The organism is Afipia dichlorophenoxyacetatis (assembly GCF_055386385.1).
Genome location: NZ_AP029250.1, coordinates 3,324,545 through 3,351,368 on the forward strand (window position 1 = coordinate 3,324,545; position 26,824 = coordinate 3,351,368).

Sequence of the window (26,824 nt, forward strand, 5' to 3'; positions counted from 1 at the left end):
CCACCGCCCGCCCAATTATTGTGCAGCGCCGAATTTTTGGGCGATTGCCTCCGCGCGTGGCGATGCCGCGGGCAGCCGAACTTTTAATCATCCCCATAAACCACTGAAATTATTGATGTTGGTGCGTCGCACAAGACTGGCACGGTCCTTGAATAGATAGGGGTGAGCCGAGACGAAGGCCCACCGGTCCATTGAGGGACCACGCAGCAAAGCCGCTGTCCTGAGGAGTTCGCACCTGTGCGCCCCTCGGGGGCGGCTTTTGCTTTCGGAGAACGGATTTCGGTGTGGCGTAGCGATGATCGCAACAGGACATGGTCGAAAGGACGGCAGATACGATGACCAGGACCACCAAGCAGGGAACTAAAGGCCGCGTCATGAGCCGGCGCGCATTGCTGAAAGCCGGCGCGGGCACGGCGGCACTCCTCGCCGCGGCACGGCTGAACTTTCCAGCGGGAGCCTTCGCGCAGGGATCGGGCCCCGAAGTGACGAAGGCGGTCTTCGGCTACATCGCACTGATGGACGCGTCACCGCTGGTGATCGCGAAGGAGAAGGGGTTCTTCGCAAAGCACGGCGTTCCTGACGTCGAGGTCAGCAAGCAGGCGTCCTGGGGCGCGACCCGTGACAACCTGGTGCTCGGTGGCGAGAAGAACGGCATCGACGGCGCTCACATTCTGACGCCGATGCCGTATCTGATTTCGGCGGGCAAGGTGACGCAGAACAACGTTCCGACGCCGATGTACATCCTTGCTCGCCTCAATCTCGATGCACAGGCGATCTCGGTTTCCAACGATTACAAGGCACTCAAGATCACTGCCGACGCGACGGCGCTGAAGGAAGCCTTCGCGAAGAAGAAGGCAGAAGGCAAGGAAGTGAAGGTCGCGATGACCTTCCCGGGTGGCACCCACGACCTCTGGATTCGCTATTGGCTGGCTGCCGGCGGCGTCGATCCTGACAAGGATGTGTCGACCATCGTTGTTCCGCCACCCCAGATGGTGGCGAACATGAAGGTCGGCAACATGGATGCGTTCTGTGTTGGCGAGCCTTGGGGCGAGCAGCTCGTCAATCAGGGCATCGGCTTCACCGCCTGCTCAACCGGTGAGATCTGGTCCAAGCATCCGGAAAAGGCGCTCGGCATTCGCGCCGAGTATGCCGACAAATATCCCAAAGCGACCCAGGCCATCCTGATGGCGGTGATGGAAGCCCAGCAGTGGTGCGACAAGCCGGAAAGCCGCAAGGAGATGTCTGAGATCGTGGGGCGTCGTCAGTGGTTCAACGTTCCGGTTGCAGACATCATCGGCCGCGCCAATGGCGACATTAATTACGGCAATGGTCGCCTCGAGAAGGGCACGCCGCAGTTCATGAAGTTCTGGCAGGACCACGCGTCCTATCCGTTCAAGAGCCACGATGCATGGTTCATTACGGAGGATATGCGCTGGGGCAAGTTCGAACCGACCACTGACGTGAAGGCGTTGGTCGACAAGGTGAACCGCGAGGATCTCTGGAAGACGGCGGCGAAGACCCTCGGCGTTGCCGATTCCGATATTCCGACCAGCACATCGCGCGGCAAGGAGACCTTCTTCGATGGTAAGGTCTTCGATCCCGAAAATCCGTCGGCGTATCTGAAGAGTTTGTCCATCAAGCGTATCGAAGCCTGATCACGCGGGGCCGCCCCGCACGGGCGGCCTCGCACCCCAGCTCCACGAGGCGAATTTATGAACATGCCGCTCGTTAAAACCACCAATTCGGTCGCAGCTTCTGCAGCCGCTACGACAGCCGAAGTTGTCGCGTTGCCAAAACCACCTCGCAGCTTCGTGGCGAATACACTGTTGCCGAACCTGCGGGCTCTTGCTGAGCGCGTGATCCCGCCGCTTGTCATGCTCGTGCTGATCTTCGGTGTCTGGCAGATCCTCTGCATGAAGCCGGGCGCGACACTGCCGTCACCGTCTCGAATCTGGGCTGAGGCCAAAGATCTCATCGTCGACCCGTTCTTTGTGACCGGTCCACAGGACATCGGCCTTGGCTGGCGCGTTCTGACATCGCTGCAGCGCGTTGCGGTCGGCTTCGGTCTCGCGAGCGTCGTGGGCATCCTGGTCGGAGCGATCATCGGTCAGTCGATCTGGGCGATGCGCGGTCTTGATCCGATCTTCCAGGTGATGCGGACCGTGCCGCCGCTTGCGTGGCTGCCGATCTCGCTGGCTGCGTTTCGCGACAGCAATCCGTCCGCGATCTTCGTGATCTTCATCACGTCGATCTGGCCGATCATCATCAACACCGCTGTCGGCATCCGCAACATTCCGCAGGACTATCGCAACGTCGCGGCGGTGGTTCAGCTCAACCCGATCGAGTTCTTCTGGAAAATCATGATTCCGTCCGCAGCGCCGTACATCTTCACGGGCCTGCGCATTGGCATCGGCCTCGCATGGCTCGCCATCGTCGCTGCCGAAATGCTCACCGGCGGCGTGGGGATCGGCTTCTTCATCTGGGATGCGTGGAATTCGTCCCGGTTACCCGACATCTTTGTCGCGCTCGCCTACATCGGCGGCGTCGGCTTCATCCTCGATCGCATCGTTGCCTTTGTCGGAAACATCGCCACGCGCGGTGCACAGGCGAACTAACGGGAGAACGACAATGACTTATCTCAAGCTCGATCACATCGACAAAGTCTTCACCCGCGGTTCGACCACAAGCGAAGTGTTGAAGGACATCAACCTGACCGTGGAGCAGGGCGATTATGTCTCCATCATCGGCCACTCCGGCTGCGGCAAGTCCACGCTGTTGAACATCATCGCCGGCCTGACCAATGTCACGCGAGGCGGCGTGTTGCTGGAAGGACGCGAGGTGAATGCGCCCGGTCCGGATCGCGCGGTAGTGTTTCAAAATCACTCGCTGCTGCCATGGCTGTCGACCTACGACAATGTGCGTCTCGGTGTCGACAAGGTCTTCGGTTCGACCAAGACCCGCGCCGAGCGGCACGACTGGGTGATGCACAATCTGGACCTCGTCCAGATGGGACACGCCAAGGACAAGCGTCCGTCGGAAATTTCCGGCGGCATGAAGCAGCGCGTCGGCATCGCGCGCGCGCTGGCGATGGAGCCGAAGGTCCTGCTGCTTGACGAGCCGTTTGGTGCGCTCGACGCATTGACCCGTGCGCATCTGCAGGACTCGGTCATGGCGCTGCATCAGAAGCTCAACAACACCGTGATCATGATCACCCACGACGTCGATGAGGCTGTTCTGCTGTCGGATCGCATCGTGATGATGACCAACGGGCCGAGCGCGCGGATCGGCGAGGTGCTTGAAGTGCCGCTGCCTCATCCACGCAAGCGTCTCGAGTTGGCGACCAACCCGATCTACCTCAAGTGCCGACAGCGCGTGCTCGAATTTCTCTACGAGCGCCATCGTTTTGTGGAAGCCGCTTAAGGACGCGTTCTATGAGCGAACCTCTCGTCATCATCGGCAACGGAATGGCAGCGGCTCGCTTCGTCGAAGAAATGGCGAAGCGATCGCTGGGACGCTATGCGATTGCCGTGATCGGCGACGAGCCGCGGCTCGCCTACAACCGCGTGCTTCTCTCGTCGGTGCTTGCAGGCGAGGCGACATCACAGGAGATCGAGCTAAAGTCCGCGGCCTGGTGGCGGGATCGCGGCGTCACCGTCACCTATGGCTGCGCCGCCACGGGCATCGATCCAGTGGAGCGGACCGTCAAACTCGCCAATGGCATGAGCGTGTCATACGCGAAGCTGGTCCTTGCGACAGGCTCCAGCGCATTGCGTCTCAACGTCCCGGGCGCGGATTTGCCCGAGGTCCACACGTTTCGCGACAGCCGCGATGTCGATTGCCTTCTCACGCTTGCCGATGAGAAGAAACGCGTGGTCGTCGTCGGCGGCGGGTTGCTTGGCCTGGAGGCCGCCTATGGCCTCGCCAAGGCCGGCGCAAAGGTCACGCTGCTCCACCTGATGGATCGGTTGATGGAGCGGCAGCTCGACAGCGCTGCTGCGGCTCTCCTGAAAGAACTCGTCGAGCGCAAAGGGATCGAGATCATCCTCGGCGCCAACACAAAACAGATCACCGGCGAGGGAAGCGTTCAGGGCGTCGAACTGGCCAATGGACGAACAATCAGCACGGACGCCGTGATCTTTGCGGCCGGTATTCGCCCCAACGTTCAGCTTGCGAAGAATGCCGGCATCGAGATTAACCGCGGCATTCTCGTCGATGATCTGATGCGTACAGGACATCAGGATATCTACGCTCTCGGCGAATGCGCCGAGCATCGCGGCGTCTGCTACGGGCTGGTTGAACCCGCTTACGAACAGGCGCGCGTGCTGGCCGATCATCTGGCGGACCGGCCTGCTCAATACACGGGAAGCGTAACAGCCACGAACCTCAAGGTGTCGGGCGTGAATGTGTTCTCCGCCGGAGACTTTCTGGCGGAGGGCGACTGCGAAACGATCTTATTCAGCGATGTGCAACGAGGCACATACAAAAAGCTGGTGGTGGCTGACAGCCGCCTGAAGGGAGCGGTCCTGGTCGGCGATACCCAGGATGCGCTCTGGTACTTGGAACTGATCCGGACAACGGCGTCCATCGAAGCGGTGCGTGGCGACATGATGTTTGGCCGCGCCCTCGCACAACCGAAGGCGGCATGACATGTCTGGTGATTTTTCTCCCGATCAAAAGCGATATCTCGAAGGCTTTGTCTCTGGTCTCAGCGCGTCGCGGCTTGCACGCACGCAAGCCCCCGCGAAGTCGGAACCAGTTGGGCCTGACGCCATCCACCTGAAGGCGCAGGACCGTACGATCGCTGCCGGCGGAAAGCTTAACGATCAGGAGAAGATCAAGCGCGACGAGCATCCGTTCGATGCCTATCCGCGGCTGGTCGCGCAGGCACGTAACAACGAGGCGCCGAAGCCGGCCGACAATTTCCGCTGGCGCTATTACGGAATTTTCTACGTCGCGCCGACACAGTCGTCCTACATGTGTCGCCTGCGGATTCCGAACGGCATTCTCAAGCATTGGCAGTTCGCGGGCGTTGCCGATATCGCCGAGCAGTTCGGTGGGCCGTATGCCCATGTGACGACGCGGGCAAACCTGCAGCTCCGCGAGATCGAGCCGAAGAACACCGTCAACGTCATTGAGGCGATCCAGGATCTCGGCCTTTGTTCGCGGGGCTCGGGTGCGGACAATATCCGCAACGTCACGGGTACACCGACAGCCGGGATCGATCCGCAGGAATTGCTGGATACAAGGCCGCACGCACGCGAGTGGCACTATCACATCCTCAACGACCGGACACTTTACGGACTGCCGCGCAAGTTCAACGTGGCGTTCGACGGAGCAGGACGCATCGCGGTTCTGGAGGACACCAACGACATCGCTTTCCAGGCCGTCGAGGTGCTCGATGGCCATGGCGTCGAGCCCGGCATCTACTATCGTCTGGCGCTCGGCGGTATCACAGGACACCGCGACTTTGCCCGCGATACCGGCGTTATTCTGAAGCCCGAAGAAGCGACGTCGATTGCCGACGCGATCGTCAAGGTCTTCATCGAACACGGCGACAGAACCAACCGCAACAAGGCACGACTAAAATACGTGCTCGACGCGTGGGGCTTCGAGAAATTCCTGACCGCTGTCGAAGAGAAGCTCGGCCGGAAGCTGATGCATGTGCCCGCCGAGGCGATCGCGCCGCGCCCTGTCTATGATCGTCTCGCCCATATCGGCGTCCATCCGCAGAGGCAGACGGGTCTGAACTGGATTGGCGTTGCACTCAAGCTCGGTCGCCTGTCACCGGACCAGATCCGCGGACTGGCCAAGCTCGCCGCGGATTTCGGTGACGGCGATATTCGCCTGACGGTCTGGCAAAACCTGCTGCTCTCGGGAATCCGGGATGCAGACGTTCCGACCGTGACTGCTGCCATCGAGGCGATTGGACTCGCTACGACGGCCTCCGCCATTCGCGCCGGCCTGATCTCGTGCACCGGCGCGACCGGTTGCCGCTTCGCTGCTGCCCACACCAAGGAGAACGCCGACGAGATTGCCACATGGTGCGAGGAGCGCGTCCAGCTCGAGACGCCGGTCAACATTCATCTCACCGGCTGTCATCATACCTGTGCGCAGCACTACATCGGCGACATCGGTTTGATCGGTGCGCGGGTGCCGGTGAACGACGAAGGCGACACGGTCGACGGCTACCACATCCTCGTCGGCGGCGGGTATGGCGTGGATGGCGCGATTGCACGCGAGCTCTATCAAAACGTCAAAGCCGATGAAGCGCCGCAAGTCGTCGAGCAGATCCTGAAGACGTTCATCGCCAATCGATCCTCTGAAAACGAAACGTTTGTCGAGTTCGCCCGCCGCTACGAGATCGACGCCCTGAAACGGCTGATGACGAATGAGGAGTTGGCCGCATGAACCAGATATCTCCACCTCCCGTGTTCGAAATCATCCCCGAGACCGCACCGTTTTCGCCGGAGCAACGCTCGTGGCTGAATGGCTTCTTTGCCGGTCTCGTGTCGCTCGACAATGCCGTGACACCACTGTCGCCCGAGCAGGGTGCTGCGGTGATGAAAAGCGCGGGCGACGGCGACGATGGCGAAGCGCCATGGCATGACCAGACCATGCCGATCGACGAGCGCATGAAGCTCGCCGAAGGCCGGCCGTTGCGGCGCCGGATGATGGCGGCCATGGCGCAACAGGATTGCGGGCAGTGCGGCTATAACTGTCATGACTATTCCGAAGCCATCGCCGGCAAAGCGGAGGCGCGCCTCAATCTGTGCGTTCCAGGCGGAAAAGAAACCGCACGGATGCTCAAGAGCCTCTATGAAGAACTCGACAAGGCACCGGCTGCCACGCCGTCTGCAACTCCGTCGGCGGCGCCGGTAGCTGCAGCTCCAGCTACTGCGCCAGGACGTTCGCGCGACAATCCGGTCGAAGCCGTGTTTCTGTCGCGCAAACGTCTCAATAAGCCGGGCTCCGAGAAAGATACCTGGCATCTGGAGTTCGACCTGTCGGGTTCGGATCTCGACTATGTCGTAGGCGACTCCTTCGGCATCTTCCCGGTCAATGATCCCGCATTGGCGGACGCCGTGCTGGCTCGGCTCAAGGCTGATCCCGGTCACATGATCGGAGAACGATCGCTACGCGACATCCTGATCAACGATGTGTCTCTCGCGCCCGCGCCGGATTCCCTGTTCCAGTTGCTCTCCTACATCACTGGCGGCGAACGGCGGCAGAAGGCGAAAGCGCTATCATCGGGAGACGATCCGGATGGCGATGCGGTGACGCTGGACGTGTTGGCGGCACTTGAGAAGTTTCCGGACGTCAGGCCCGACCCTGAAGCATTCATCGAGGCGCTCGAACCGCTGCAGCCAAGGCTCTACTCCATCTCCTCGTCGTTCAATTCAACACCGGGAAAGATCTCGCTTTCAGTGGACGCTGTCCGCTACTCGATAAAGAACCGCAAGCGCACCGGCGTTGCCTCGACTTTCCTCGCGGACCGCATCAAGCCCGGCGACGTGCTGAAGGTCTATGTCCAGAAGGCCCATGCCTTCGGACTGCCGCAGGATTCCAGTGTGCCGATCATCATGGTCGGCCCAGGGACGGGCGTCGCGCCATTCCGCGCTTTCCTACACGATCGTCAGGCAACAAAGGCGAAGGGCCGCAACTGGCTGTTCTTCGGTCACCAGCGCAGCGACTTCGATTTCTTCTATGCCGACGAACTGAATGCGATGAAGTCGTCGGGGCTGCTGACGCGCCTGTCGCTCGCGTGGTCTCGCGACGGAGCCGAGAAGTTCTACGTGCAGGACCGTATGCGGGAAGTTGGCCGAGAACTGTGGGCGTGGCTCGCGGACGGCGCCCACGTTTACGTGTGTGGCGATGCCAAGCGAATGGCCAAGGACGTTGAGCGGGCGCTGGTGGATATCGTGGCGCAGTTCGGCGCACGGTCGACCGATGAAGCGGTCAGCTTCGTCGCCGACCTGAAAAAGAAGGGCCGTTATCAGCAGGATGTCTACTAATGGCAGGCATCGCGCGCATCTCTGGTGAGAAATTTCGTTTGTGTGGGAGCCGGGCAGGAGGGGATTTCTCTCTCCGGCAATGGCAAGCTGCAAGAATATCGTCTTTTTTCGCGCCGCCTTGTAACCCGCTCCGTCAGGCCTTCATTTATGGGCATGATGATACAGCGGAGTTCCACGATGCGAGGCCTTCAGTCGCCCGCCAGCGCTCAGGCAGAGGCGCAGCCAGTTTCGGAACGACAGCAAGATCGCTTCCATACCCTTGCCGTTTATGGTGCGTTCGCAATTATCGCCGCGATCGCGTTTGGCACGTTGCCCATTCCGTTCTAACCACTGACGACTGTGTCATGCGGGGTACCGCATGACAGCCCTCGATCCATCCCTTAAAACAACGCGCACGACGTGCCCTTATTGCGGTGTGGGATGTGGTGTGCTTGCGACGCCCAACGGAGAGGGTGCGGCGGCGATCGCAGGCGATCCCGATCATCCAGCAAACTTTGGCCGTCTCTGTTCCAAGGGCTCAGCGCTCGGGGAGACCATCGCGCTTGAGGGTCGCCTGCTGCATCCGATGATCCGGGTATCCAGCGGCAAATTCGAGCGCGTGGCATGGAGCGATGCGCTCGATCATGTCGCGCATCGGCTGCAACATATCATTGCCAAGCATGGACCGGATTCGGTTGCGTTCTATCTCTCCGGACAATTGCTGACGGAGGACTACTACGTCGCCAACAAGCTGATGAAGGGCTTCATCGGCACGGCTAACGTTGACACCAATTCGCGGCTCTGCATGGCGTCGTCCGTTGCAGGGCATCGCCGCGCATTCGGCGCGGATACCGTTCCGGGATGTTACGAGGATCTGGATCAGGCTGATCTTCTTGTGCTGGTGGGTTCGAACGCTGCCTGGTGTCATCCCATCCTGTTTCAGCGCATGATCGCCAACAAGCAAACACGCGGCGCACGGATTGTCGTGATCGATCCACGGCAGACGGAAACGTCAGGCGATGCCGATCTCTTCCTCGGCTTGAAGCCCGGAACGGATACCGCGCTGTTCGCCGGATTGCTGGTTTATCTTGCAGACAGTGGCGGGCTCGATGAAGCCTACATCACTCAACACACATCTGGCTTTGCGGAAGCTCTCGAACGCGCCCGGACGATTGCAGGAAGTGTTGCCGCGACAGCTTTGGCCACAGGCCTTTCTGAAGCTGATGTCTCAACGTTCTTCCAGCTGTTCCTGAACACGCCGCGCGCCGTCACGCTGTACTCGCAGGGTGTCAATCAGTCGGCACAAGGCACCGACAAGGTCAACGCGATCATCAACTGCCACTTTGCTACCGGCCGCATCGGCAAGGCAGGCATGGGTCCGTTCTCGTTGACCGGTCAACCCAATGCCATGGGCGGACGCGAGGTTGGGGGACTTGCCAACCAGCTCGCCGCGCACATGGGTTTCACGCCGAAAGACATTGATCGGGTCCGGCGGTTCTGGCACGCCCCGCGCATCGCCACGCACGAAGGCCTCAAGGCCGTCCAGATGTTTCAGGCCATAGGCCGTGGCGACATCAAGGCGCTGTGGGTGATGGGGACCAATCCCGCGGTATCGTTGCCGAATGCGGATGCCGTCCGCACCGCGATGAAGAAGCTCGATCTTCTGGTGATCTCCGAGAACGTGCTATCCAACGACAGCGTCAACTCCGGCGCTCATGTTCTGCTTCCCGCATTGGCCTGGGGCGAGAAGTCAGGCACCGTCACCAATTCTGAGCGCAGGATTTCGCGCCAGCGGGCCTTCTTGCCTGCACCAGGCGAAGCCAAACCCGATTGGTGGATCGTCAGCGAAGTTGCCAATCGCCTCGGCCATGGCGAGGCTTTTGATTACAGATCCGCAGCCGACATTTTCCGCGAGCACGCAAGTCTTTCGGAATTTGAAAACAGCGGAAGCCGCGATTTCGATATCGGCGCACGCACTGACATCAGCGATGCCGATTTCGATAAGATGGCGCCGTTCATGTGGCCCGAACGTCGTGACGGTGATACCCAGACGCGTTTCTTCGCCGAAGGCGGCTTCTTCTCGTTCGACCGGAAAGGGCACTTCATCGCGCCGGAGACACCGATGTTGCGCGGAGCGACATCGCCAGCCTATCCGCTGCGTCTGAACACCGGCCGTATCCGCGATCAATGGCACACGATGACTCGAACAGGCAGCAGTCCGCGCCTGGGACAGCATTTGCCCGAACCGTTTGTCGAAATTCACCCGGAGGATGCAGCGCAGGCGGGCATTGCCGACGGTGATTTTGCTCGCGTTGTAACCGGGCTTGGCCAGTGCGTGCTGAAGGCGGTGGTTACCGAGCGGCAGCAGCGCGGCATGTTGTTCGCTCCGATACACTGGAGCGATGAAACGGCATCCTTCGCGCGGGTCGGTTCGCTGGTCGCGCCGGTCACAGACCCGTTCTCAGGACAACCCGAGAACAAGGCGACGCCGGCGGCGATCGAACCCGTCCCGTTCGCGCAGCGCGGGTTTGTGTTGTCGCGTCAACCACTCACATTTCCTAACCATGTCTGGTGGGCGCGGGTCGCTGTTCCGGCTGGCGTCGGCTATCTGCTGGCAGCCAATGGTTCGATGGAGAACTGGCCGTCATGGTTCGGTGGCTCTGGTGCAGGTGGCGACGTTGTCGAATACGCGGATGCCGGGAAGGGCGTTTATCGCGCTGCGCGGTTCGATGGCGGGGCGTTAGAGACTTGCCTCTTCATCGGTCCGGCGGACACCGCCATCGATTGGGACGCGATCAAGCCGTTACTTTCCGCCGGCCCCCTTAGCGATGACCAACGGCGCCTTGTGTTGTCCGGAAAGTCTGCGGACGGCGTCGGTGGGGCGGGCCCCGTTGTCTGTGCCTGCTTCGGTGTCGGAAGAACCACGATCTGCAACGCGATCGCATCGGGTCAGACCACAGTCGCCGGCCTTGGCTCCGAGCTGCGCGCCGGGACAAATTGCGGATCATGCATCCCAGAGCTGAAGCGATTGATTGCTCAGAATGCCCCGGATGAAGCCGCTGAACTCACACGGGTGACTGCAGCGGCGAGCTAGCTTCTCAACGTCCCAAATGCTGCAAAGCGAAAAGACGAACAACCCTCAAGCGTGCCTTGACGTGCTGCCTCGCTTTGGCAAGAAGAGCCCCGATCAATCGCCGATAATTCCTTGGAGTTTACGATATGCCGCTGACGCCCCAAGCCATCGAGATCCTGAAGCAAATCTCGACGGCCACCATCACAACCGTTCTCCTCAAAAAAGGCCTTCGCAACATCTGGATGCGCGGCACGCGTCCGCTGGTGGCGGGGCAAGAACGGCTTGTCGGTCCAGCCTTCACCTTGCGTTTTGTGCCGGCCCGCGAGGATCTGGCGACGCCGGAATCCTGGTCGAAGCCAATTTCGACCCGCACGGCCATTGAGGCGATGCCGGCCGGTTGCATCGCGGTGATCGATGCCATGGGCATCACGGATGCAGGCGTCTTCGGTGACATCCTTTGCGCCCGCATGGTCAAGCGGGGCGTCACGGCCCTCGTGACCGATGGCGTCGTGCGCGACGTGGAAGGCGTTCTGGGAACGGGACTACCGGTATGGTGCGACGGCGCTGCTGCGCCGCCGTCAGTGGCTGGCCTGACCTTCGTCAATTGGGGCGAGCCGATCGGCTGCGGCGGCGTCGCGGTCTTCCCAGACGACGTGGTTGTTGCCGACAAGGACGGTGCCGTCCTGATCCCGCAGGCGTTCCTGGATCACGTGCTCACAGAGGGCCCGGAGCAGGAAGCATCCGAGGCCTGGATCGTCAACGAGGTCAATAACGGCGCTGAACTGCCAGGTCTGTATCCAATGAACGCGGAAACCAAAGCCCGCTACGCAGCCTCAAAGGGCAAAAAATAAACGACCGAAGGCGGGCTCAAAACTGGGCCCGCCGCCATCCTACGACGGCGGCTTCGACGCGGCTTCCGGATTCGCTGTTACGCCATTCGCCATCCACCCAGCGGCAGGGGAATGGCAGCTGATAGGTGCCGCTTTTGTCCTCGCACAACAATTGGACGGACTCATTCGGCGGCGGCTCACCGTGTCCGTTGAATTCCGCGAGCCGTTGCATGCGTGTCGCCATGGGCAATCCTCCCGGGCACAGAACGCGCAGTCGCGAAGCGCGTTCCTGATCTGAATTGAACTTAGTGATTGGAGAGGTTTGCGTTTTTCGTATGGCGCTGCCCGACCAGTACAAAATGGAACTCACAACACATTTTGTTTTTTCGGCGTTGGGCCGGAGTTTCTGAGATCGAGAAAAGTATTGGTTTACGTCTGAGGGTCGAATGTTGGCGCGCACGGAAAGGAGTAAGACCGATGCAGCCAATCATTCTCGTGTTAGTTGGCGTGGCCGGCGTTTTCCTGCTCGCTGGTGTTACAAAAAACCAGGGTTGGTATTTGTCTGACCAACTCTGTCAGCAGGGTGCAATTCTCTGTGATAATCCAGGCCTGATATTTATTTGTGTTTGCGTAATAGCCTTGATTGTGTCGATCCGAGCGGTCGTCAAAACCTGAGCCTGAAATACATCTCGTTCTGAACAGACACGTTCACATCGCGTGCGCGTGCCAGGAGTCGTCCGCTTCCATCACAGCGGAGGCGGGCGCAATTGTTGATGTGGTTATGTCTGCTTGAGGGCTGGCTGGCTTCGTTTCGAAGCTAGTCGCCCCGAGCATAGCAACTGCAATTTCCGGTTGCTGAACGCGCTTGATGCCTTCCGCATCGATCGCGAAAACCGGTTTGTATTTGTTGATCTCGGTGTCCTCGACCATCGCGAAAAACCGGTTGTCGAGAATGTGCCAACGGCCATCGACGCGTGCGGCAACCACGGCATGATCCTCACCGGTTGCATTCTCGCGCATGATGATGAGACGGAGGTCTTCGCGAGGGACGCCGGCCTCGTGCAACGCGATGAGCTTTGCAATCGCATAGTCCTCGCAATCGCCGGCGCCGGCAGCGAGCGTTGCAAGAGGTGAGGTCCAGTGATCGTCGACGCCATATTGGACGCGGTCGCTGACCGGCCGGACGGCCAGATTAATCGCCCGGTTGATCTCGCCCAATCGGGCCAATCCATCGCGTGATGCAGCGGCTTTGACGATTTGAAGAAACCGGAGTGCTGGGGGAGAGATGCAATTCGAAGCATCAGCACGGCAATCCGCGATGATGTTCATGTCGCTATGGATGGCACGCTCGGCATCGCGCCACTTCGCAACCAGAGGACCTTCGGGAAGCGCAACGGTCAGCAGACCGAACGGTTCGCCCTGAAAATTGCCGGGACTGATAGCGGACCGTTCTGCTCCAAAGCCGCGTTCTGCACGGGCGACAGTTTGATCTGCCCCGACAGAAGCCACAACAGCAAACGCAACAGCCCAAGCGCGCGCGCGCAAGGCAAACAACAAAACCGACATGTGACGCCCCGTGTCCAGACATCGGCTTGCAGTTGCTGCTCGCTCGTGACCGGATCATTTCGTCACACGGGTTTACGCGGGAGTTTTTTCAGGCCGTTTAACGAAGCGAGAATCACGCTGATTTGCTTCAAATAGCGCGAAAGATTACCGACCGCTTTCGCTAAACTTTTAGATACGGCTAGTACGGCGCGGAAGCCGACCGAACAGCCTGAACTCCGAATAAAAGCGACCGCCGACAAGGCCATCATGCAGATTTTTAAGTATAGCAAAGTAATTGCTGGCCCAGGAACGTCGTTCGAAGGGCGATTCTAGCCTCAAACGCCCGAAATTTTCCTTGGACGAGGCTCGCCACGCGAAAAAACTCACGGCGAAATCACGGAATTTACGCTGACCTCACCGAAGGTTAACAAATCTAGTGCGGTGCCTTTACGCAACAGAGCGGGTTGACGTCGTGGAATACTGCAATTCACTGTTAAAGTTCTGATGCGGGATGCTATAAATCGTTCATCTTATAAATTTTTAAAGTATTAACTCTTTGGACTGGCAGGCGCCGTGAATTTTTCAGGAAACGTTGATGCGAGGCTCTCGCACAGTGTGCCGGCATCGGCTGATGGCGAGACGTTCAATTTCGATTCCAAGCCGGGCTTTGTGCTCAATCACGATTCATCGAGCGCTGTCGTCATTCCGGACGCGCATCTGCTGTTCTCCGGCGACTACAAGCGCATCGGCAACGACCTGATCATCTCGAACTCCGATCAGAAATTCGTCGTTGGAAACTATTTCAAGGGAGAAAGCCGTCCTTCGCTCGCAACGAAAGACGGCGCGACACTCTCCGGCAGCATCGTGGATGCGATGACCGGGCACGTCATGTACGCGCAGGCGGCGGCTCCAGCTGGGGCCGCGGTGTGTGGGCACGTGATGAAAATGACCGGCAGCGCCTCGGTGATCCGCAACGGCGTCTCGGTCGAGCTTCACATTGGCGATGCCATCCAGAAGGGCGATGTCGTTCAAACTGGATCGGATTCGTCCATCGGCATGACGCTTGTTGATGGCAGCGCATTCGGCATGACGTCGAATGCGCGCATGGTGATCAACGAGATGATCTACGACCCCAATGGGTCGTCGAATTCTTCGCTGATCAGCCTTGTCCAGGGTACGATCACATTCGTTGCCGGACAGACCGCCAAGAACGGCAACATGCGCGTCGATACGCCTGTCGCGACGATGGGTATTCGTGGCACGGCGGTTCTCGTTGAAATTTCAGCGAACGATGGGCCAACCAAGTTTTCTGTTTTGGTCGAACCGGATGGACACACCGGCTCATACAATCTCTACGACAAAAGCACCGGGCAACTCCTCGGGACGGTGTCACAATCCGGGCAGGTGACCTTCGTCACCTCTACGGGGCTTGGCCTACCCGCGATGGCGACGGAGCAACCCAAGACCCTGCAAGATCAGCAGCATGAGAAGGCTCTCATCCAGCAGGTCTTCCAGCTGTTCTTCCCGAACTACAATCCGGACGATTCAAAGCCGAACTCAACCAAGACAGGACCGCGAACCGATATCGGCGTCCCGGATAATTCGATCCCCAAATATGCGTTCGATCCGACGACCGGGCGTCCGACGCTCACGTTGACCCAACAGATCACCAATCCGGACACCGGCAAGACAAGCATCGTTGCCGTCACCTACACGAATACACCTCCGATCTTCGTGGTGACAAATGCAGCGGACGTGCAGGCGTCGCCGACGGACGTTCTTGGTCCCCACAGCTTCAAACTCGGCGACCACGTCAAGGTCATTGATCCCGATATCGGCATCGCGGTGTTCTACGACCAGGCAGTGCCATACGTTGCGAATAGCGGCCTCATCATCCAGACTGTCGGACCTGCATCGATTTCATCTAACACTGCCTATCTGCTTAGTCCGAACCTGATCACGCTCGACCGCACCACAGGCATCGTCACCTACGATCCGGAGGCCTTCAGATTTCTCGGTGAAGGTGAGACCGCGGTCTACAAATTCACATTCGTCAGCGCGTCGGGACAGGATTCTGCTCCCCAAACGCTGATCTTTACGGTCACGGGGCACAACGATGCGCCGGTATTCGCGGTCAACGACACGCCGCTGTCATTCAGCGAGACCGCGCATCAAACCGGCCAATCGACGTCCCATCTTGTTCCAATCCAGCTGAACTTCACAGACGAAGATTACAGCGACGTCGCCAACAGCTTTACGCTGTCCGCCAGCGTCAGCACGAAGGTCGCAGGGACGCATTCGACCACGCCAGATCTGTCCAAGCTGCCTGACAGCAACGCGCTTAAATCATATTTGAAGATCGTTGCAGACGGCGCCGATACAAATCTCGGCGTCTCGCGAACAGTGTTGTCTGACGCCGGTCAAGTCACCGCGAAGTTTTCGGCACCCGACAATGTGTTCGATTTCCTCTCCGAAGGTGAGCAAGTCCAGATCATCTACACGATTGTGGTGACCGATGCGCACGGGGCATCCGCTTCCCAGACCATCACCATCACAGTGACCGGCACGAACGACGCGCCTGTGCTCACTGCGGATGACTGCGTTCACGTGTTGAAAGAAACCAGGGGCGCAACGTCCGACGAAGGCGTACTGACGCTGAAGACTGCGGGAACGCTCGACTTTACAGATGTCGACCTCAACGATGTGCACTCCACGACATCGCCCACGACGACCGCGAGCGTCGCATGGCAAAAGTCGAACGGCGAGGGCGGCTCTTCCTCCGCCGGAACAGTACCAAGCGCGACATTGGCCGCATTGGCAACGGCGCTTACCACCACGCTTCTGACCGATAGCGCGCATGGCGCGACCGGACACGTTGGCTGGTCATTCGCATTGCCGGACGGTTTTGCCGACTTCCTGGCGAAGGGCGAAACGCTAACCGTCACCTACAATGTGGAAGTCGATGACGGCCACGGCGGCAGTTCGACACAACCCGTCACGGTCGTGATTACCGGTACAAATGACGGCCCGAAAGCGGTTGCGGATGTCAACCAAGGCGCGGCCGTAGTTGAGGCCGGCAACAACGTCGATGGCAGTCCTTTCACCGGCAATTCTTTGGCCACCGGAAACGTTCTCGCCAACGATACCGATGTCGACATCAATGATACGCATTGCGTGATCGGCGTCGGAGCGGGAGAGGCCACGGGCGCGCTCCACAATGGTGCAGGGACGATCACCGGTAAATACGGCACACTAGTGTTGAACGCCGACGGCAGTTGGACTTACACGCTCGACAATAAAAATCCGCTCACAAACGCGCTGGCGCAAGATGAGCGTGTCAACGACGTGTTCAGCTACACCGTTTCCGACAACCACGGGGCGACGTCGACAACGACCCTGACGATTGCCATCACAGGCAGTAACGACGCTCCGGAAGCCAATGCCTCGCCGGTCGCCGCTACCGACACTAACGTCGGTCCTGCGATCGTTGAAGCCGGCGTGGATGCACATGGGCAGCCCGTTTTTGGCGTAAGCCAGGCCACCGGCAATGTGCTCACCAATGATTTTGACGTCGATAACGGTGACACCAAGGCGGTGCAGGGCGTCGCGGCCGGGACAGCGGCGGAGCCACTTTCCGGTGGCGTGGATACCGTCATCGTCGGCACCTACGGCTCTGTGACCATTGCCGCTGATGGAAGCTGGACCTATTTGCTCGATAATAAAAATCCGGCGACCCAGGCTCTTGCGGAAGGTGAGCACGGCTGTGACGTGTTCACATACACGATGCGTGATGCCGCGGGCGCAACATCGTCCGCGACGCTGACGATCGATGTGACCGGCACGAACGATGCCCCCGTCGCCACAAGTTCGGTTGAGAACCTCTTTGGGGACGTCACCGAGGACGTGACATTGAAGGCCGTCGGTCAATTGACGGCGAACGACGTTGATCACGATGCGGCGCTGGCATGGAGTATCGTCGGGTCGAACGCCGGAACGTATGGTTCTCTTGCGATCGACGCGAGCAGTGGCCAATGGACCTATACACTGGCCAATGGCACTGACGGTGTCGCCGGACTGGTTCAATCGCTGGGGGCAGGTGAGCACTACGACGAGACATTCACAGTCCGCGTGACCGATAATCATGGCGCCTGGACCGAGCAAACTGTGACGGTAACGGTGCATGGGACGAATGACGCCCCCGTTGTCACGGTCACGAATCCAGACACCGTCCATGAGAGCGATACCGCGGCACCCGTGACGGTGACGATCGCAGACCATGTATCGATCACGGATGTCGATACCAGCGACGCGCACGTGCCCTACGTCGCCGACACCCTCGCGTTTGGTTCCGCGACCGGTCCGGTCCCAGGCCATGGCACGCTGGCCGATCTTTTTACGATCGATGCAGTGCACGGCACGGTGACTTACGACCGCGCGGCGTTTGACTTTCTTACTGCCGGGCAGCAGGTCACCGCGACGTTTAACTTCGACGTTTCTTCGGGATCTGACACCGTTCACCAGTCGATCACGGTAACGGTGGACGGCGTCAACGATGCTCCGAAGATCAATACGGACAACGTGCATATCAGCACCAGCCACGGACATACGACGGTCTCAGGCCTGTCGGTTTCAGACGTGGACGGCGATCATTTCACGGTCACGACAATCTCCGGGCATGGAAGCGTTTCGTTACCGAACGGAGATTATGACACGGCTTCCATTAACTCTGCGCTCGAGGATGGTGTCGATTATACGCGGACTGATCATTCTCCGGTCGGCGTCGTGGCTTTCAAGGTTACGGACGACCAAGGTGGATCCGACTCCGTCAATTTCATCTTCCGGCAGGGTAATTATGACGGGCCCCTTGCTCTTGCCGGCACAACCCAGAACGACGTTCTCATCGGCGGCGCTGGGCGCGACTACTTTATTTTCTCATCCGGATCGGGACACGACGTCGTTACGAATTTCAACACGGCTCAAGACAAGATTGTGCTCAACGGGCTGACGAGCGTGCCGTCCAACGAGCCTCATTGGTTCAATGAATGGGTCGCAAGCGGCGCCATCGAACAGCAGGGCGCTGACACGCTCATTCACCTGGATGGAACGGACACCGTTCTCCTGAAGAATGTGAACGCAGCGCATCTTCACGCCAACGATTTCATTATTCCTCATACCGTGTGACGTGGACGCCACCCGGCATTAACTATTCTGGTAGTCTCGGCCGTCGCAGGGTAAGAGTGGTGGCATAGTGGCTGTCGGTAAATCCATTTTTTAAGCCACAGCGTTCCGCGAGCAGGATGCCGACGGCATGGTCTCAGGTATTCGTCGATGAAAGCTGCGCAATCCACGCTTCCAGGTCATACGCCACGCTCCGAGCTTGGCGGCGCATTGCGTGCGTGCCGCGCGGCATTCATCGGCGTGGGCGTGATGAGCCTGGTCATCAACGTCCTCTATCTCACCGGCTCGTTCTTCATGCTCGAAGTCTATGATCGGGTGTTGCCGAGCCGGAGTATTCCGACGCTGGTCGGGCTGATCGTTCTCGCCGGCGGTCTCTACGTCGTCCAAGGCGTGCTCGACCTTCTTCGCAGCCGCATTCTGATCCGGATCGGGTCGACCCTCGACGAAATGGTGAGCCAACGCGTTTACGACGTTGTGGTGCGCTTGCCATTGATCGCCGGCAATCGCGGCGAAGGTCTGCAGCCTCTGCGAGACTTGGATAACATCCGCTCCTTCCTGTCGGGAATGGGGCCGGGGGCACTGTTCGATCTGCCATGGCTGCCGCTTTACCTGGCGATCTGCTTTGCCTTTCATCCACTCATCGGCATCACCGCGCTGGTCGGCGCCGTGCTGCTGGTTTCTCTGACGGTGTTGACCGAGTACCTCAGTCACGATCCCATGAAGCGGTCCGCAGGCTTGGCCATGCGGCGACAGGAACTCGCGCTTGGCAGCCGGAGAAATGCCGAAGTGCTGGTTGCCATGGGAATGACGGACCGCGTCGGTCGGCATTGGGATGAATCCAATCGTAACTACCTCGCCAGCAATCAACGGGCAAGCGACGTGGCAGGCGGCCTAGGTTCCATCGCCAAGGTGATGCGGATGACATTGCAATCCGCCGTCCTCGGCGTCGGCGCGTACCTTGTGATCAACCAGCAGGCAACGGCAGGCATCATCATCGCGGGCTCTATTCTCAGCGCCCGCGCGCTGGCCCCCGTGGATCTCGCCATCGCGCACTGGAAAGGTTTCGTTGCGGCTCGACAGAGTTGGCACCGGCTCAACGGCCTGCTGAGCAAGATGCCTGAACAGACTGTTCCAACCTTGCTCGAGCCACCACACGCCAAGCTCTCTGTCGAAGGACTCACCATTGCACCTCCCGGCGATCAACGCGTAGTCGTCCAGGATGTGACATTCACCGTCGAAGCCGGGCAGGGCGTCGGTGTCATCGGTCCCAGCGGCTCCGGAAAATCTTCTCTGGTTCGTGCACTGGTCGGCGTATGGCAGCCCGCGCGCGGGAAGGTTCGACTGGATGGCGCCGCCCTCGACCAATGGTCCTCGGAGGTCCTTGGTTCCCACATTGGCTATCTGCCGCAGGACGTCGAACTCTTTGCGGGCACGATCGCGCAGAACATCTCGCGCTTTGAAGACAATCCCGATTCCGAGACGGTTATCGCCGCGGCAAGAGAAGCCGGCGTGCACGATCTGATCATCAGCATGCGGGACGGTTACGATACCCAGATCGGTGACCAAGGCAGCGTCCTTTCGGCGGGCCAGGCCCAACGCGTGGCGCTCGCCCGCGCGCTTTACGGCAATCCGTTTCTGCTTGTGCTCGATGAACCTAATTCAAATCTCGACAGCGACGGCGACATTGCCCTGAACCGCGCCATTTCATCCGTGCGTGCGCGGGGCGGGGTTGTGGTTGTGGTTGCCCATCGCCCTGTCGGTATCGAGAGCGTCGATCTCGTTCTGGTGCTCAAAGAAGGCCGGGCTCAAGCCTTTGGGCCGAAGGAAGCCATTCTCGGTCAGGTTCTGCAGCGACCGGTGGGGGTGCCGCCTCCCATCAAGATCGTCTCTGAAGCGGGAGGATCCAAGTCATGACGCGATCCAGCTTGGTGACAACGGAAGCTAAAGTCCGCAGCTTTTGGGGCAAGTTATTTGCGCCTTTAGAGCACACCCCGATCTTCAAGAGCCTTGATCAGCCTGGCTCACGAAAATCGATCCGTCTGCATCTCATTGCAGGCCTCACTGTCGTGGCGTTGCTGACCTTTGGACTCGGCGGTTGGGCTTCGACCGCGCAGATCTCGGGTGCTTTGATTGCGCCAGGTTCGATCGTCGTCGATTCCAACGTCAAGAAAGTGCAGCATCCGACCGGTGGGGTGGTCGGCGAAGTCCGCGCGCGCGACGGTGATCGCGTCAAGGCCGGCGATATTCTCGTCCGCCTCGACGACACCATTACAAGATCAAGCCTTGCGATCGTGACGAAGAGCTTGAACGGTCTTTGGGCGCGCAGCGCGCGGCTTCTGGCCGAACAAGATGGCGCAGAGCGGATCACGTTTCCTCCACAGCTCATGGAATCTTTCGCCGACCCGGAGGTTCAGAACCTAATCGGAAACGAAATCAAATTATTTCAGGTCCGCTCATCGAGCAGGGTCGGTCAAAAGAACCAACTCAAGGAGCGTATCAGCCAGCTCAAGGAAGAGATCGCCGGGCTAGACGCGCAGGAAAACGCCAAATCCCGCGAGATCGATCTCATTCAAAAAGAGCTCGTCGGCGTCCGCGATTTGTACTCCAAAAATCTTGTCCAGCTTTCGCGGTTGACCACCCTTGAACGTGACGCGGCGCGGCTCGACGGCGATCGCGCGCAATTCATCGCGCAGAAAGCTCAGACGAAAGGCAAAATCACAGAAACCGAATTGCAGATCATCCAGATCGACAAGGATCTCTCCAGTGAGGTGTCCAAGGAGATGCGGGAGATTAACGACAAAATCGGTGAATTTGTCGAACGAAAGGTCGCGGCCGAGGATCAATTGCGGCGCGTCGACATTCGCGCTCCACAGGATGGCATGGTGCTACAATCGACCGTTCACACGGTGGGTGGCGTCATCACTGCGGGCGACGCCATCATGATGATCGTGCCAGACACGGACAATCTGTCCGTGGAAGCCAAGGTCAATCCGCAGGACATCGACCAATTGAAGATCGGGCAGAAGACCCTGCTGCGGCTATCTGCCTTCAATCAGCGCACGACTCCTGAATTGAACGGGACAGTCAGCCGCATTTCCCCTGATACAACGACTGATCAGCGGACAGGGCAGAGCTATTACACCATCAGGGTGTCTATGCCGCCCGAAGAAGTCGCCCGGCTGGGCGATGTTAAACTCATTCCGGGAATGCCGGTGGAAGCGTTCGTGCAGACCGGCGAACGTACCATGATATCCTATCTGGCGAAGCCGCTAAGCGATCAGCTCATGCGCGCCTTCCGCGAGAAGTGACAGGACAGGTCCCTGGCTGACATGGTTCGAACGCAATGAAGCGGCTTAAGCGATACGCGCGGCGTTTTGGCTACGCGCGGCTTCTGTGCATTCTCCTGTTGTTCGTGTTTCTGGGCTTGCGTGGGGCAGACCCGCTGCCGCTGGAGGAATTGCGTGTCCGTACCTTTGACATGTACCAGATCCTCCAGCCGCGCGTAACGACGCAGCGTCCGGTTGTCATCATCGATATCGACGAGAAAAGCCTTGGCAAGCTCGGGCAATGGCCATGGCCACGGACGCGCGTGGCCGATCTCGTCAAACAATTGACGGACCTCGGCGCAGCCGCCATCGCGTTCGATATCGTGTTTGCCGAACCGGACCGCCTGTCGCCAGCGCTTGCAGCGGACACGTTCACGAATCTTGATGAACCCACGCGCGCGAGGCTGCGCACATTGCCAAACAACGATCAGGTCCTCGCCGACGTGTTACGCACGTCGCCGGTTGTCCTTGGTGAGACGGGCCTTCCGAAGGCGAAGCCCCAGGTTGAACTCAAACTTCCTGCGACGGGCCTTGCGTGGGTCGGCAATAATCCGCGTCCTTACTTGTTCGAGTTCCTGGGCTTGTTACGAAATATCCCAGTACTTGAAGAAGCCGCCCCTGGCCGGGGATTGTTCACTATCTTGCCCGAGCGCGATGGCATTGTTCGCCGCGTCCCGATGGTCATGCAAGCTCAGGGGGAATTGATGTCCTCCTTGACCTTCGAAATGCTGCGCGTGGTCACGAAGTCGGACACGATCCTCATCAAATCTGACGAATTGGGCGTGAAGAGCATTTCCGTTCCAGGATTCGAACTCCCGACTGATCGAAATGGCCGACTCTGGGTTCACTTCAATCGTCACGATCCCGCACGATACGTCTCCGCAGTGGACGTTCTGGAAGGGCGGATCGGCCCGGATGTCATTTCCCGCAAGCTGATCCTCATTGGTACGTCGGCGGTGGGATTGCTTGACATCAAGACGACCCCGATCGACCCGGCGATGCCAGGCGTCGAAGTGCACGCACAGATCCTTGAGAGTGCGCTGACTCGATCAGTGTTATCCCAGCCAAACAAAGCGATTGGCGCTGAGGTTGTCGCAGCCATTCTATTTGGTATTGCGATTATCTGGCTCGCACCGGTCTTGAGTGCTTTCGCGCTGCTCGCCTTCGGCGCAGTTATCGTCTGTATCATGGTCGCGACATCGTGGTATTTTTATACCCAGCACCGAATTCTGCTCGACTTCACGTTTCCGCTGCTGTCGAGCACGGCAATTTATCTCGTTCTAGTTTTTGGCAGCTATTTTAGAGAGCAGGCGCAACGCCGCCGAATCCGTTCGGCATTTGGCCAATACTTGTCGCCCGCGCTTGTGGAGCAGTTGGCGCAAAATCCGGAAAAGCTTGTTCTGGGCGGCGAGGAGCGGGACATGACCATCATGTTCAGCGATGTTCGCGGCTTCACCAGCATCTCGGAATCCTTCAAGAGCGATCCTCAGGGCCTGACGTCGTTGATGAATCGGTTTCTCACGCCGCTCACCAACGCCATTCTTGATCGGAAGGGGACCATCGACAAATACATGGGCGACGCCATTATGGCTTTCTGGAACGCCCCGCTGAACGACAAAGCGCATCAGATTAATGCGTGCGAGGCCGCGCTCGACATGATCGAGCGTATCGAGGCGCTGAATGTCGAGCGTGAGCAGGAAGCCAAGGCAGCCGGGAAACCGTTCATTCCCATGAACGTCGGCATTGGTCTGAATACAGGCACGTGCGTTGTCGGCAACATGGGATCCGACCTGCGCTTCGACTATTCGGTGCTGGGTGACGCCGTCAACCTGGCGTCACGCCTGGAAGGGCAGTCCAAGTCCTATGGCGTCCCCATCATTGCCGGATCGAAAACCGCATTGGTCGCCAAGGATAAATTTGCCATCCTCGAGCTCGATTTCATCACGGTGAAAGGCAAGAAGGAGCCTGAGGTGATTTACGCGATCGCGGGGCGGGAAGACGTGGCAAAGTCCCCGGGCTTCCAGCGGCTGCGAAATCTGACCATCGAAATGTTGTCGTGCTACCGCAGCCGGAATTGGGACGGAGCGCTTGAGGCTATTGCGAAAGGCCGGACTGCCGATGAAACGAACAGTCTAAAAGCTTTGTTTGATCTCTATTCCGAGCGGATCGCGGCGTTCCGGGAAACGCCTCCGCCCGACGATTGGGATGGCGTATTTGCACTGACCACAAAGTAAGACCAAGGCTGCCGCCGCTATCTCCAGAAACGACCACACGCAAGGCGTTTTTTTGGTGAATGACAGGCTGCATCATGCTGGTGAACGTGACGGACACGTGCAATTCTCGTGACGGGTTCTTTTGAGTTGTTTTGATGCCGATGACAATGTCCGTACATTTCTGGGGAGTCCGCGGGAGTATCCCGTGTCCCGGCCCGAATACCCAGCGTTATGGCGGCAACACGTCATGCGTCGAGATCCAATGCGGTGACCATCACCTTGTTTTCGATGCCGGTTCAGGATTGCGGATGCTTGGCAACGCGATGGACCGGGAGGACAGAATTGCTGACATCGATCTGTTTCTCAGCCATTGCCACATCGACCATCTCATCGGCCTGCCGTTTTTCGTTCCGGTCTTCGAGAAGGGCAGCCGTGTTCGCCTGTGGGCGGGCAACCTGAAGCCGGCCGGCGGGGTCAGGCAAACGGTGCGAAAGCTGATGAGCTATCCGCTGTTTCCAATTGAAATCGAAATGGCGCAGGGAAAAATCGAGTACACGGATTTTGAGCCTGGCGAGAGCTTAAAACCGCGACCCGGTGTCGTGGTGCACACGGCGCCGCTCAAACATCCCGGCGGAGCGACCGGGTATCGCGTCGAATACGGTGGGCGGGCAGTCGCCTACATCACCGACACCGAGCTTAGCGACGATACAATCGATCCCGGCGTGCTGGCGCTCGCCAAGGATGTTTCGCTTCTGATCATAGATGCGGCATACACAAACGCAGAACTGCCCGATCATGTAGGATGGGGACATGCGAGCTGGCAGCAGACGGTGAAGCTGGCGGACGCCGCCGGCGTCGAGAAACTCTGCCTGTTTCACCATGATCCGGAGCATGACGACGCTGAAATGGATCGAATTGCCGCCGCCTCCGATCAGGCGCGTCCCGGAACGATCGTTGCCAAGGAAGGCCTGTCGATCGAGGTTTAGGCACGCTCTGGAGCGATAGCACAGGTTCTTGTTTTGCGAACCGGTAGCCACCTCGCTCGAAAACACTCTAGCTGTCGTCCAGTTTGTTCAAATCCCGCACCGATTGCATCAACGGTTCAAAATTCTCTCGGGCATCGAGAGCGTCGAATAGTTGACCGGTGTCAGACAGCAGCGCACGGGAGCGGGCGATGGCCAGATCGATGTCGTCATGAGGCGTAGCCGATAGGCGGCCGTGGCCCGGCAACAAGAGCTTTGCATCAAGACCGCGCAGCTTCTCCAACGACCCGATGTAGTCGCTGATGCTGCCCGAACCAAAGATCCCGCCCATGACGCCGCCCGCCATCAAAGCATCAGCGGCAAAAAGTAACCCGCGGTTTTGATCGAATAGGCTGATGCACGCCGATGTATGGCCAGGCGTATAGAGAACTCTGAGCTGGAAATTGCCGAGATCGATGACGTTGCCTTCTTCCAGCCAGATGTCGATGTGAATCGGCTCGTTGGGCTCGTTGAACATCTTTCGCAGCATCGCGAAATCATCACGAAGCGCGATCTTGTTGGCCGCGAGACGATGCGTGGCGATGATCGTGCGCCCCGTAAAAAGGTGCGCCGCACCGATATGATCCAGGTGTTCATGGGTCAGAATGACCATGTCCAGGTCTTTGGGCTTGCAGGCGAGGTGAGCAAGGCCTTGTTCGAGGTAGGGGTAGGTCGAGGCCAGCCCGACATCGAGCAGGACGGTCCGCGATGCCCCTCGGACGAGATAAGCGTTGGCCGAGCGGCTTTTGAAGCGGAATTGATAAACATCCTCCGCTGCTCTGGTCAGGGAAAAGAATTCTTCGTTGAGTAATGTCTCGAATTCGACTCTCTGATGAGTGTTCATTTCGCGATTACTCAAGAGCAACTGGCTTGAAATTGGCGTTGTTGGAGGCTCGCAGGCGCTTGCTGAGAGCATCCATAATCATCAATGCAAAGGCTGGTTGCTGACTGACAAGGAAGACGAAGCGGGCATGATTGATCCGCATCACCCGCGTGTGGTCTTCGGCTGAAATGGCGGTGGCAGAGCGGGGAGAGGCGTCGATAACAGCCATCTCCCCGAAAAACTCACCCTTGCCGAGGGTGGCTATGACGTTCGGCCTGCCGCCAGTCGTTTTGACAATATTGACGCTGCCGGCCAGCACCACAAACAGCTCACGCCCAACTGAGCCCTCCTCGAAGATGACTTGCGAGGCTGCATACTCATTGATGCACTTTTCAATGGCCATGGAACTCGTCCCGGGCTTTGCCTAATCGTAAAGCACCCGGCCGAATTCCGCTATGATTTCACATGCTGCAGAGGCTAACTGGCCTGCGGGACGCCGTCCTGACTTGTAGCGGAGTAGGTCCAAACAGCCACCTTATCCGTATATGAGGGGCATGCCCGGGCATGCGGGGTGGCGAACAAACGGCTCAAAGTACTCCGGCCCCGGCGGGGTCCATTTGATAGGCCCTTTCGACCGGACGCGTACCCCCCGGGGGGAGCCCACCTTGAGCTCACGCAAGGCTCTGCATTGCCGAAAATTCACTGGCTGTCCGATGATTCCAGGAGACGGCATTCATACGAATTATGACAATTCCAATAGCCAGAATGAAATACCGGCGTTTAGCCGGGCACCGAGGTGAGGTACGGCGCTATTCGCTCACGG

General features: G+C 59.0%; 19 protein-coding genes. 15 read left to right on the top strand and 4 right to left on the bottom strand.

Annotated elements, in window-relative coordinates; translation table 11 throughout:
• Nucleotides 1-335 precede the first annotated feature (335 nt).
• The 9 genes from ACZ5C3_RS15690 (at nucleotide 336) to ACZ5C3_RS15730 (ending at nucleotide 11,915) form a co-directional block, all read left to right on the top strand.
• Nucleotides 336-1,655, top strand: a complete 1,320-nt coding sequence (locus tag ACZ5C3_RS15690; protein ID WP_464031086.1) for a CmpA/NrtA family ABC transporter substrate-binding protein — start codon at nucleotides 336-338, stop codon at nucleotides 1,653-1,655.
• A 57-nt stretch (nucleotides 1,656-1,712) separates the two neighbouring features.
• Entirely contained in the window at nucleotides 1,713-2,615 is a 903-nt protein-coding gene (gene ntrB, locus ACZ5C3_RS15695) for a nitrate ABC transporter permease (protein ID WP_464031088.1), read from the top strand.
• A gap of 13 nt (nucleotides 2,616-2,628) precedes the next feature.
• Nucleotides 2,629-3,420 carry an ABC transporter ATP-binding protein gene (locus ACZ5C3_RS15700; protein ID WP_464031090.1) on the top strand — a complete coding sequence of 264 codons (792 nt, stop codon included), beginning with the start codon at nucleotides 2,629-2,631 and terminating at the stop codon, nucleotides 3,418-3,420.
• Nucleotides 3,421-3,431: 11 nt separating this feature from the next.
• On the top strand, nucleotides 3,432-4,646 hold the full coding sequence (locus tag ACZ5C3_RS15705) for an NAD(P)/FAD-dependent oxidoreductase (RefSeq protein WP_464031092.1): 1,215 nt from the start codon (nucleotides 3,432-3,434) through the stop codon (nucleotides 4,644-4,646).
• Between the two features lies 1 nt (nucleotide 4,647).
• Entirely contained in the window at nucleotides 4,648-6,408 is a 1,761-nt protein-coding gene (locus ACZ5C3_RS15710) for a NirA family protein (RefSeq protein WP_464031094.1), read from the top strand.
• Nucleotides 6,405-8,012: a sulfite reductase subunit alpha gene (locus tag ACZ5C3_RS15715; RefSeq protein WP_464031096.1), complete on the top strand. Its 1,608-nt coding sequence runs from the start codon at nucleotides 6,405-6,407 to the stop codon at nucleotides 8,010-8,012. The genes ACZ5C3_RS15710 and ACZ5C3_RS15715 overlap by 4 nt, the downstream gene beginning before the upstream one ends.
• A 177-nt stretch (nucleotides 8,013-8,189) precedes the next feature.
• Nucleotides 8,190-8,339, top strand: a complete 150-nt coding sequence (locus ACZ5C3_RS15720; RefSeq protein WP_464031098.1) for a hypothetical protein — start codon at nucleotides 8,190-8,192, stop codon at nucleotides 8,337-8,339.
• 31 nt (nucleotides 8,340-8,370) lie between these two features.
• The gene (locus ACZ5C3_RS15725) at nucleotides 8,371-11,085 is read left to right on the top strand and encodes a nitrate reductase (protein WP_464031100.1); all 2,715 of its coding nucleotides are present in this window, start codon (nucleotides 8,371-8,373) and stop codon (nucleotides 11,083-11,085) included.
• A 125-nt stretch (nucleotides 11,086-11,210) separates the two neighbouring features.
• Entirely contained in the window at nucleotides 11,211-11,915 is a 705-nt protein-coding gene (locus ACZ5C3_RS15730; protein ID WP_464031101.1) for a ribonuclease activity regulator RraA, read from the top strand.
• Between the two features lie 16 nt (nucleotides 11,916-11,931).
• On the opposite strand, the gene ACZ5C3_RS15735 is transcribed toward ACZ5C3_RS15730, so the two are convergent.
• On the bottom strand, nucleotides 11,932-12,138 hold the full coding sequence (locus ACZ5C3_RS15735; RefSeq protein WP_424631378.1) for a hypothetical protein: 207 nt from the start codon (nucleotides 12,136-12,138) through the stop codon (nucleotides 11,932-11,934).
• Nucleotides 12,139-12,371: 233 nt separating this feature from the next.
• Here ACZ5C3_RS15735 and ACZ5C3_RS15740 point away from each other — a divergent pair, with 233 nt between their 5' ends.
• Nucleotides 12,372-12,569, top strand: coding sequence for a hypothetical protein (locus tag ACZ5C3_RS15740; protein ID WP_464031105.1), 198 nt, complete (start codon nucleotides 12,372-12,374; stop codon nucleotides 12,567-12,569).
• Nucleotides 12,570-12,602: 33 nt separating this feature from the next.
• Here the strand turns inward: ACZ5C3_RS15740 and ACZ5C3_RS15745 are convergent, their stop codons facing one another.
• The gene (locus ACZ5C3_RS15745) at nucleotides 12,603-13,460 is read right to left on the bottom strand and encodes a transglutaminase-like cysteine peptidase (protein WP_464031107.1); all 858 of its coding nucleotides are present in this window, start codon (nucleotides 13,458-13,460) and stop codon (nucleotides 12,603-12,605) included.
• A 552-nt stretch (nucleotides 13,461-14,012) separates the two neighbouring features.
• Between ACZ5C3_RS15745 and ACZ5C3_RS15750 the strand changes: the two genes are divergently transcribed.
• The 5 genes from ACZ5C3_RS15750 to ACZ5C3_RS15770 all read left to right on the top strand — a co-directional run bounded on the left by ACZ5C3_RS15750 (nucleotide 14,013) and on the right by ACZ5C3_RS15770 (nucleotide 25,142).
• A complete protein-coding gene (locus tag ACZ5C3_RS15750) occupies nucleotides 14,013-18,620 on the top strand; it encodes a VCBS domain-containing protein (protein ID WP_464044146.1) in 4,608 nt (1,535 codons plus the stop codon).
• A 147-nt stretch (nucleotides 18,621-18,767) separates the two neighbouring features.
• Nucleotides 18,768-20,531: a type I secretion system permease/ATPase gene (locus tag ACZ5C3_RS15755; protein WP_464031112.1), complete on the top strand. Its 1,764-nt coding sequence runs from the start codon at nucleotides 18,768-18,770 to the stop codon at nucleotides 20,529-20,531.
• Complete coding sequence (locus ACZ5C3_RS15760; RefSeq protein WP_464031114.1) at nucleotides 20,528-21,925, top strand: HlyD family type I secretion periplasmic adaptor subunit; 1,398 nt, start codon at nucleotides 20,528-20,530, stop codon at nucleotides 21,923-21,925. The genes ACZ5C3_RS15755 and ACZ5C3_RS15760 overlap by 4 nt, the downstream gene beginning before the upstream one ends.
• A gap of 35 nt (nucleotides 21,926-21,960) precedes the next feature.
• Entirely contained in the window at nucleotides 21,961-24,177 is a 2,217-nt protein-coding gene (locus tag ACZ5C3_RS15765) for a CHASE2 domain-containing protein (RefSeq protein WP_464031116.1), read from the top strand.
• Between the two features lie 134 nt (nucleotides 24,178-24,311).
• On the top strand, nucleotides 24,312-25,142 hold the full coding sequence (locus ACZ5C3_RS15770; RefSeq protein ID WP_464031118.1) for an MBL fold metallo-hydrolase: 831 nt from the start codon (nucleotides 24,312-24,314) through the stop codon (nucleotides 25,140-25,142).
• A 67-nt stretch (nucleotides 25,143-25,209) separates the two neighbouring features.
• On the opposite strand, the gene ACZ5C3_RS15775 is transcribed toward ACZ5C3_RS15770, so the two are convergent.
• Both ACZ5C3_RS15775 and ACZ5C3_RS15780 read right to left on the bottom strand, forming a co-directional pair.
• Complete coding sequence (locus ACZ5C3_RS15775) at nucleotides 25,210-26,022, bottom strand: MBL fold metallo-hydrolase (protein WP_464031120.1); 813 nt, start codon at nucleotides 26,020-26,022, stop codon at nucleotides 25,210-25,212.
• A 7-nt stretch (nucleotides 26,023-26,029) separates the two neighbouring features.
• A complete protein-coding gene (locus tag ACZ5C3_RS15780) occupies nucleotides 26,030-26,404 on the bottom strand; it encodes a Crp/Fnr family transcriptional regulator (RefSeq protein ID WP_464031121.1) in 375 nt (124 codons plus the stop codon).
• Between the last annotated feature and the right edge of the window lie 420 nt (nucleotides 26,405-26,824).